6 protein-coding genes are annotated in these 8,366 nt (G+C 69.0%); 3 read left to right on the top strand and 3 right to left on the bottom strand.

What is annotated here, in order from left to right; genetic code table 11:
• Nucleotides 1–2 precede the first annotated feature (2 nt).
• On the bottom strand, nt 3–1,472 hold the full coding sequence (locus tag SPR02S_RS37080) for an aldehyde dehydrogenase family protein (protein ID WP_019062077.1): 1,470 nt from the start codon (nt 1,470–1,472) through the stop codon (nt 3–5).
• Between the two features lie 233 nt (nt 1,473–1,705).
• Here SPR02S_RS37080 and purU point away from each other — a divergent pair, with 233 nt between their 5' ends.
• Nucleotides 1,706–2,578, top strand: coding sequence for a formyltetrahydrofolate deformylase (gene purU, locus SPR02S_RS37085; RefSeq protein ID WP_019062078.1), 873 nt, complete (start codon nt 1,706–1,708; stop codon nt 2,576–2,578).
• A gap of 1,098 nt (nt 2,579–3,676) precedes the next feature.
• Here purU and betA read toward each other — a convergent pair.
• Together betA and SPR02S_RS37095 are read right to left on the bottom strand one after the other, a co-directional pair.
• The gene (gene betA / locus SPR02S_RS37090) at nt 3,677–5,347 is read right to left on the bottom strand and encodes a choline dehydrogenase (protein ID WP_019062079.1); all 1,671 of its coding nucleotides are present in this window, start codon (nt 5,345–5,347) and stop codon (nt 3,677–3,679) included.
• 145 nt (nt 5,348–5,492) lie between these two features.
• A complete protein-coding gene (locus SPR02S_RS37095; RefSeq protein WP_026151199.1) occupies nt 5,493–6,578 on the bottom strand; it encodes an ArsR/SmtB family transcription factor in 1,086 nt (361 codons plus the stop codon).
• A gap of 149 nt (nt 6,579–6,727) precedes the next feature.
• Between SPR02S_RS37095 and SPR02S_RS64110 the strand changes: the two genes are divergently transcribed.
• Both SPR02S_RS64110 and SPR02S_RS64115 read left to right on the top strand, forming a co-directional pair.
• Nucleotides 6,728–7,507, top strand: a complete 780-nt coding sequence (locus SPR02S_RS64110; RefSeq protein ID WP_019062081.1) for an amino acid ABC transporter permease — start codon at nt 6,728–6,730, stop codon at nt 7,505–7,507.
• Nucleotides 7,508–7,510: 3 nt separating this feature from the next.
• Nucleotides 7,511–8,296 carry an amino acid ABC transporter ATP-binding protein gene (locus tag SPR02S_RS64115; protein ID WP_019062082.1) on the top strand — a complete coding sequence of 262 codons (786 nt, stop codon included), beginning with the start codon at nt 7,511–7,513 and terminating at the stop codon, nt 8,294–8,296.
• The last annotated feature ends 70 nt before the right edge of the window (nt 8,297–8,366 follow it).

The raw sequence follows: 8,366 nt of genomic DNA on the forward strand, positions 1-8,366 counted from the left end.
GTTCAGCCGCGGAACCAGTGCTGCGGCCGGGGTTGGATGTTCTGCCAGATGTGCTTGGGCTCTCGGTACTCGTCCAGGCCGGTCGGTCCCAACTCCCGGCCCACGCCCGAGTGTCCGAAGCCACCCCATTCCGCTTGCGGCACATAGGGGTGGTAGTCGTTGATCCACACCGTGCCGTGCCGCAGCCGCCGGGCGACCCGCTGGGCCTTCCCCGCGTCCTGGGTCCAGACGGCGCCGGCGAGTCCGTACTCGGTGTCGTTGGCGATGCGTACGGCGTCGTCCTCGTCGGTGAACCGCTCCACGGTCAGGACCGGTCCAAAGGACTCCTCGTGCACCACCCGCATGTCCTGCGTGCAGCCGTCGAGCACGGTCGGCGGATAGAAGTGCCCGTCGGCGAGGGCGGGTTCGTCCGGCCGCTCACCACCACACCTCAACACGGCCCCCTCGGCGATACCCGCCGCGACGTACGCCTCGACCTTCTCCCGGTGCTGCGCGGAGATCAGCGCCCCGGTCTCGGCCTCGGGATCGAAGGGCCCGCCGAGCCTGATCTGCCGCGCACGCCGCACGACTTCGTCGACGAACCGGTCGTGCAGCGAGTCCTCGACGATCAACCGGGCGCCGGCGGAGCAGACTTGGCCGGAGTGCAGGAAGACGGCCGTGAGCGCGAAGTCCACGGCCGTCTCGAAGTCGGCGTCGGCGAAGATGACGTTGGGGTTCTTGCCGCCCAGCTCCAGCGCGACCTTCTTCACGGTCGCGGCGGCGGTGGCCATGATGCGTTTGCCAGTCTCCAGTCCCCCGGTGAAGGAGACCATGTCGACGGCGGGGTCCTCGGAGAGCGGCGCCCCCACCTCGGGCCCGCTCCCGAGCACGAGATTGGCGGCACCGGCGGGCAGTCCGGCCTCCTCCAACGCCTTCATCAGCAGGATGGAGGTGGAGGGAGTCAGCTCGCTCGGCTTGAGAACGACCGTGTTGCCGGCGAGGAGCGCCGGAGCGACCTTCCAACTGGCCTGCAGCAGCGGGTAGTTCCAGGGTGTGATGAGCCCGCACACCCCAACGGGCTCGTAGACGACCCGACTTACGGCGTCGTCACGCCCCGTGTCGATGACCCGCCCGGCATCGGTACCGCCGATCCCACCGTAGTAACGAAAGCAGGAAACAACATCGGCGATGTCGTACTCGCTCTCCACCAGCCGCTTGCCGGTGTCCAGCGACTCGGCGCGGGCGAACTCCTTGGCGTCGCGCTCAAGGATGTCGGCGGTGCGCAGCAGCAGCGCGGCGCGCTCCCGCTCGGGGGTCTGCGGCCAGGGTCCCTCGTCGAAGGCGCGGCGGGCGGCGGCGATCGCGGCCTCGGTGTCGGGACGCGTTCCCTCGGACACGGTCGCGCTGAGCGTGCCGTCGGCGGGACAGCGAATGTCACGGTGACCGCCGGCCACCGCGTCGCGCCATTCTCCGTCCACATACAGGTCTGCCACGTGTGGAGCCCTTCGAGCGAATTTCGTTGCGCATTGTGCACCGTATTGCTTGTGGTGGAACACCTTGGCGAATGTGCAGACATACGTCAAGGGGTTGGCGGATGACGATTTCGCCATGCCGCCCCTCGCGCGGCCGCCCCTTGACCGCGAGCGGCGCTCGGCCTCATCTTGTTGCGTATCGCTCACCATGTTGTGCAATACGCATCGATGTGACGCACCGACGGAGGCCGCCCATGTCCCCTCGACCGCACCCTGGCCGCGAATTCGTCCTCACCCTCTCGTGTCCGGACAGCGCCGGACTGGTCCATGCCGTGAGCGGCTTTCTCGTCCGGAACTCCGGCAACATCCTGGAGAGCCAGCAATTCGATGATCGGCTGGGGGCCCGCTTCTTCATGAGGGTCCACTTCGACGTTTCCGATCCAAACGCCGACCTGAAAACTCTGCGTTACCGATTCGGCCCGGTCGCCGAGGCGTACCGCATCTCCTGGACCCTCCGCGACGCCTCCACCCCCACCCGCACCCTGATCATGGTGTCCAAGTTCGGCCACTGCCTGAACGACCTGCTGTTCCGCCAACGCACCGGCGCCCTCAACATCGAGATCCCGGCGATCGTCTCCAACCACCGCGACTTCGAGGGACTGGCGGACACCTACGGCATCCCCTTCCACCACGTCCCGGTAACCAGGGACACGAAGGCCGAAGCGGAGGCCCAACTCCTCGACCTGGTAAGGGATTTGAACATCGACCTGGTGGTTCTGGCCCGCTATATGCAGATCCTCTCCGACGACCTCTGCAAGCAACTGGAGGGCCACGCCATCAACATCCACCACTCCTTCCTCCCCAGCTTCAAGGGTGCCCGCCCCTACCAGCAGGCGTACGACCGCGGGGTCAAGCTCGTGGGCGCCACGGCGCACTACGTGACACCGGAACTGGACGAGGGCCAGATCATCGACCAGGACGTGGTCCGGGTGGACCACTCACTCGACCCGGATGAGCTGGTGACGGTGGGGCGGGACGTGGAGGCGCAGGTGCTGGCGCACGCGGTGAAGTGGCACAGCGAGAACAGGGTGATGGTGTATGGGAATCGGACGGTGGTGTTTCGGTGAAGGTGGGGGTGTGGGTGGGGTGTGTCCGGGTGCCGGGGGAGCGGGTGAGTCCGGGCGCGGGTGACTCCGGGTGTGGGTGACTCCGGGTGCGGGTGACTCCGGGTGCGGGTGACTCCGGGTGCGGGTGACTCCGGGTGCGGGTGACTCCGGGTGCGGGTGCGGGTGAGCCCGGGCGCGGATGCGGCGGGTGCGGATGCGGCGGGTGCGGGTGCGGCGGGTGCGGGCTGTATACGGCTTCCGGCGGCGGCACTTGGGGCGCGGGCACGCTGAGGCAGTCTGTCGGCGGCGACTTGGAACGCGGGCACACGCCAATCAGCCTGCCCACCGGCGGCTTGGCATGCTGGCGCACACACATCAGTCAGTCCGCGGCGGCTGGGAGTTCGGGCACCCACCAGCCTGTCTGCGGCGGCTTGACACGCTGGCGCACACACCAGCCTGTCTCCCGACGACCTGGAACGCTGGCGCACGCATCAGTCAGTCTGCGGCGACTTGAAACGCGGGCACACGCACCAGCCTGTCGGCGGCAACTTGCAACACAGACACGCGCCAATCAGCGTGTTCCCCCGGCAACTTGGAGCACGGGCACACACCAGCCTGCCCGCGGCGGCTTGGAACACGGGCGCGCGCACCAATTAGCCCGTCCAAGGCGACTTGGAACGCGGGCACGCACACATCAGCCCGTCCCGGCGCCCTGCAACGCGGGCACGCATACGCCAGCCCGACCCCGGCGCCCTCCAACGCGGGCACACACATCAGCCCGCCCTCAGCGCATTAGAGCGCAGCCCGGCAATTCAGCCGTCTCCGGCCTCTCGACACCCAGGCCTGCTATAGCCAGCCGTCGCCGCCGGCTCGAAGTCCAGGCCGACACCATCCAGCCCGTCCACGGCAGCCTGAAACGCAGGCCAACAACACCCAGCCATCACCGGCACTTCGAATCGCAGGCCGCCACATCCAGCCCGTCCGGCGTTTGAGGACGAGGCCGTTCAGGCCGAAGCGGGGGCCTGGGGGCGGCAGCCCCCAGAACCCCCGGCACCCTCAGCACCCCCGGCACCCTCAGCCCTCAGCCCTCAGCCCTCAGCCTCTCAACGCCCCCCGCGCTCACCCCGCCTGCTTCTGCTGCGCACCCCCGTGCCGGTAATACACCGCGTCGGACGGAGCGAGCGGCCCCTTGCCCAGGATCAGATCCGCCGCCTTCTCCGCGATCATCATCACCGGCGCGTAGATGTTGCCGTTGGTCACATACGGCATCACCGACGCGTCCACGACCCGCAGCCCCTCCACCCCGTGCACTCGCATACTCCCGGGGTCGACAACGGCCATCTCGTCCGTGCCCATCTTGCAGGTGCAGGACGGATGCAGAGCGGTCTCGCCCTCCTTGGCCACCCACGCGAGGATCTCCTCGTCGCTCTCCACGGACGGCCCGGGCGAGATCTCCCCGTCGTTGTACGGGGCCAGCGCCGGCTGGTTGAGGAGCTTGCGGGCGACCCGGATCGACTCGACCCACTCACGCCGATCCTGCTCCGTGGACAGGTAGTTGAAGCGCAGCGCCGGATGCTCCAGCGGATCCTTGCTCTTGATCTTCACCGAGCCGATCGCGTCGGAGTACATGGGCCCGACGTGCACCTGGTAACCATGGCCACCCGCCGGCGACGAGCCGTCGTAGCGGACCGCGATCGGCAGGAAGTGGAACATCAGGTTGGGATAGCCGACGTCCTCGTTGCTGCGGGCGAAGCCACCCGCCTCGAAGTGGTTCGTCGCGGCGGGACCCTTGCGGAAGAGCCACTGCAGGCCGATGAAGGGGGCGCGCCACTTCGCCATGTACGGCTGCATGGAGACGGGTTGCTTGCAGGCGTACTGGATGTACACCTCCAAGTGGTCCTGCATGTTCTCGCCGACGCCCGGCAGATCGTGGACGACGTCGATGCCGAGCGCGGTCAGCTCCTCCGCGTTGCCGACGCCCGAAAGCTGAAGCAGCTGGGGGGAGTTGATCGCGCCGCCGCACAGGATGACCTCGCGGGCGCGCACCTGACGGACCTTGCCGCGGTGCCGGTACTCGACGCCGACGGCCTTCTTGCCCTCGAAGAGGACACGGGTGACCATCGCGCGGGTGGTGACGGTGAGGTTGGGCCGCTTCCGCACAGGCTTCAGATACGCCTTCGAAGCCGACAGCCGTCGACCCCGGCTGACGTTGCGGTCGAAGGGCGCGAACCCCTCCTGCTGATAGCCGTTGACGTCGTCGGTACGCGGATACCCCGCTTCCTGCACGGCGTTGAGGAACGCACCGAACAACGGGTTGGAGGCAGGCCCGCGTTCGAGGACGAGCGGACCGTCGTGGCCGCGGAACTCGTCGTCGGGATCGGCCGCGAGGCAGTTCTCCATCCGCTTGAAGTACGGCAGGCAGTGCGCGTAGTCCCAGCTCTCCATGCCCGCGTCGGCGGCCCAGCGCTCGTAGTCCATGGGGTTGCCGCGCTGGAAGATCATGCCGTTGATGCTGCTGGAGCCGCCCAGCACCTTGCCGCGCGCGTGGTAGACGCGCCGGTCGCCCATGTGCGGCTCGGGTTCCGACTCGTACTTCCAGTCGTAGAACCGGCTGCCGATCGGATAGGTCAGCGCGGCCGGCATGTGGATGAAGACGTCCCAGGGGTAGTCGGGCCGGCCGGCCTCCAGGACCAGCACCTGGTTGGCCGGGTCCGCGGAGAGCCGGTTCGCCAGTGCGCTGCCGGCGGATCCACCGCCGACGATGACGAAGTCGTATTGCAGGGGAGCCATGATCTCTCGTCTCGCTCGCGCCGTAGATACGCGAGGCATGCTAATACGAGTACCGCTATACGCACTAGGTTGCGCGCCACGCAACTTGGAGCCCCAGGTTTCCGCGCTGTTTCCCCGCCCGCCTCCCCCGTGAACGCACGTACCGTCAGCGGATGATCGAGGTCAGGACGTCCACGCCCAGCCGCATGAGGCAGTCGGTGTCCAGCCGGTGGTGGATCTGTCGGCCGTCCCTGCGGGAGGTCAGCAGGCCCGCCTCGCGCAGTCGGCCGAGGTGGCGGGAGACCTGCGGGAGGGTCATGCCCGTCCGTGCGGCCAGGTCGGACGTGGTGATCGGCTCGTTCACCAGGTGCCGGCACAGCGACAGCCGCGCGGGATCCGACAGGATCGACAGCCTGAGCCGCACCTGTGCCAGCGTGGCCTGTTCCGACTGCCGGCCCGTGTTCTCGACGGGGAAGTGCACGACGAGCGGATACGGCGGATCGTCCCGGACGATCAGATGGGGCCGGGTGTGCGCGGACGGTACGAGCAGACAGCGGCGCCCGCGCAGATCGGCCCGGAGCGACTGGAGTTTGTCGTAGGCGACCGATGGCGGGTTGTGCCCGACGGTGGCGTTCGGGCTGAGCGAGGCGAGCGCCTCGGGCAACGGCAGGGCCTGGACCCGGGCCCGCACCCGGGTGCACTCGCTCTCCAACCGGTGCCGCACCCGCGCCCATTCGGCGTCGAAGAACTCGGCCGCGCAGCGCCGCAGCAGCTCCAGCAGCCCGGACCGGGTCCGCTCCGGGGTCTGGAACAGGCTGCGGGTCAACTCGCCCCGACTGAAGGAGCGCCGTTCGCTGGACAGGATGTAGGCCTCGCGCACCGCCCGGTCGGTGAGCAGGCCGTGGGTGTCGAAGACGCCGCCGTGCACGGACGGCGCGGCGCCCATGACGAAGTCGTCCAGCGACAGCGCCTCCAGCCGGGCCAGTTCCTGCTCCAGGGTCAGGCCCAGCGGCGGTTCCAGCGGCATCAGCAGACGGCAGCGCATCCGGGTCCACAGGGGCGAGTAGACCGCGATCAGACTCTGCGACTCCGTCGACAGCTCGGCGCGTACCCGTTCCAGCCACTGCCGTACGGCGAGGTGGTGCTCGGGCTCGGCGATCGAGTGCAGGCACGCCATCAGCTCCGCCAGCGGTGACAGGCCCACGGCCACGTCCGCCGGAACGGCGCCCTGCAAGCTGATGACGACAGGCATGCGGCGCAGCGTACAGCCGATGCTTACCGCACCCGCGGTAAGCATCGGCGCCACCGCCCGCCGGCCGACCTAGGCTGCGTCCAATTCCGCCGCTTTGAGCAGTCGTAGCGCCCGCTCAGAGCAGTCCGCGCAGCGAGAGGCTCCGGCCGATGCACCTGTTTCTGCACACGTTCTTCAACCCCGACGAACTCCTCAAGGCCTTTCCCGTCCTGCTGACCGAGGGCCTGCGCAACACCCTGCTGATCGCCGGCCTCGCGATCGTCTTCGGTGTCGTGCTCGGCGTGCTGCTCGCGCTGCTCCTGCTGTCGCACCGCCGATGGGTGCGGCTGCCCGCGCGGATCTACGTCGACGTCTTCCGCGGTCTGCCCGCGATCGTGACCGTGAGTCTCGTCGGCCTGGGCCTGCCGTCGGCCGGGATCAGGCCGTTCGGCAGGGACCCGCTCGGGTACGCCGTCCTCGCCATCGGCCTCATCTCGGCGGCCTATCTGGCGGAGATCTTCCGCTCGGGCATCCAGGCGGTACCGGCTGGGCAGTTGAGCGCGGCGCGCAGTCTCGGCATGTCGTATCCGACGGCGATGCGGGTGATCGTCGTACCGCAGGGCGTACGGAACGTACTGCCCGCGCTGGCGGGCCAGTTCATCATCGACATCAAGGAGAGCGCGCTGGTGTATCTGCTCGGGCTGGGTCTCGGGCAGCGCGAGCTCTACTTCATCGCGCAGGAACGGCAGGCGGCCACGTACAACTCCTCCGCGCTGGTGGCCGCCGGCGCCTGCTACCTGCTGCTCACCGTCCCGCTCACCTTCCTGGTCAACCGGCTCGACCTGCGGCTGCGAGACGGCGGACGCGGACAGAACAGAGCGACGGCCGTGCCGACCCCCGTCCCGTCCGCCTCGTCCACCCCGTCCGCACCGACCGCGCTGGAGGTCTGAGCCATGACCGGAACGCTGTCCGAGAAGAACCCGCGCGCCGACGAGTCAGGGACGGCCACGGCTGCCGCGGTCGGTGTGCGCGGCCTGCACAAGCGCTACGGCGCGGTGGACGTCCTGCGGGGCGTGGATCTGGAGGTCGCGGCGGGCGAGACGGTCTGTGTGATCGGCCGGTCGGGTTCGGGCAAGTCCACGCTCCTGAAGTGCGTGAACCTGCTGGAGGCGCCGACCTCGGGCGAGATCCGCCTCGGCGGTGACCTGATCACCGGCCCCGGCGTGGACGTCGACGCGGTCCGCACCCGGGTGGGCATGGTCTTCCAGCACTTCAACCTGTTCCCGCACCTCAGTGTCCTGCACAACGTGACCGTCGCCCTGCGCAAGGTCCGCCGCACGGGCAGGGAGGCCGCGGAGACCGCCGCCATGGCCCAACTGGAACGCCTCGGACTCGCGGCGCTGGCCCACGCGCGGCCGAGCCAGTTGTCGGGCGGTCAGCAGCAACGGGTCGCCATCGCCCGCGCGTTGGCCATGGAGCCCGAGGTCGTGCTCTTCGACGAGGCGACCTCCGCGCTGGACCCCGAACTCGTCAAGGATGTCCTCGACGTCATGCGGCTGCTCGCCGACTCGGGCATGACGATGATCGCCGTGACGCACGAGATCGGCTTCGCCCGTGAGGTCGCGGACCGCGTGATCTTCATGGACGAGGGCGTCATCGCCGAGTCGGGCCCGGCCCGCCGGACGCTGGAACACCCCGAGACGGCGTGCCTGAGCGAGTTCCTCGCCCGCGTCCTCTGAAGTCCCCCTCCCCGCGCTCCCCTGCTCCCCTGCTCCCCTGCTCCCCTGCTCCCCTGCTCCCCTGCTCCCC

The organism is Streptomyces prunicolor NBRC 13075 (genome assembly GCF_000367365.1).
GTDB lineage: Bacteria > Actinomycetota > Actinomycetes > Streptomycetales > Streptomycetaceae > Streptomyces > Streptomyces prunicolor.

Bases quoted from the DNA above. Each gene is read 5' to 3' on its own strand.
- purU (WP_019062078.1), top strand. From the start codon at position 1,706: ATGTCCCCTCGACCGCACCCTGGCCGCGAATTCGTCCTCACCCTCTCG.
- betA (WP_019062079.1), bottom strand. From the start codon at position 5,347: ATGGCTCCCCTGCAATACGACTTCGTCATCGTCGGCGGTGGATCCGCC.
- SPR02S_RS37095 (WP_026151199.1), bottom strand. From the start codon at position 6,578: ATGCCTGTCGTCATCAGCTTGCAGGGCGCCGTTCCGGCGGACGTGGCC.
- SPR02S_RS64110 (WP_019062081.1), top strand. From the start codon at position 6,728: ATGCACCTGTTTCTGCACACGTTCTTCAACCCCGACGAACTCCTCAAG.
- SPR02S_RS64115 (WP_019062082.1), top strand. From the start codon at position 7,511: ATGACCGGAACGCTGTCCGAGAAGAACCCGCGCGCCGACGAGTCAGGG.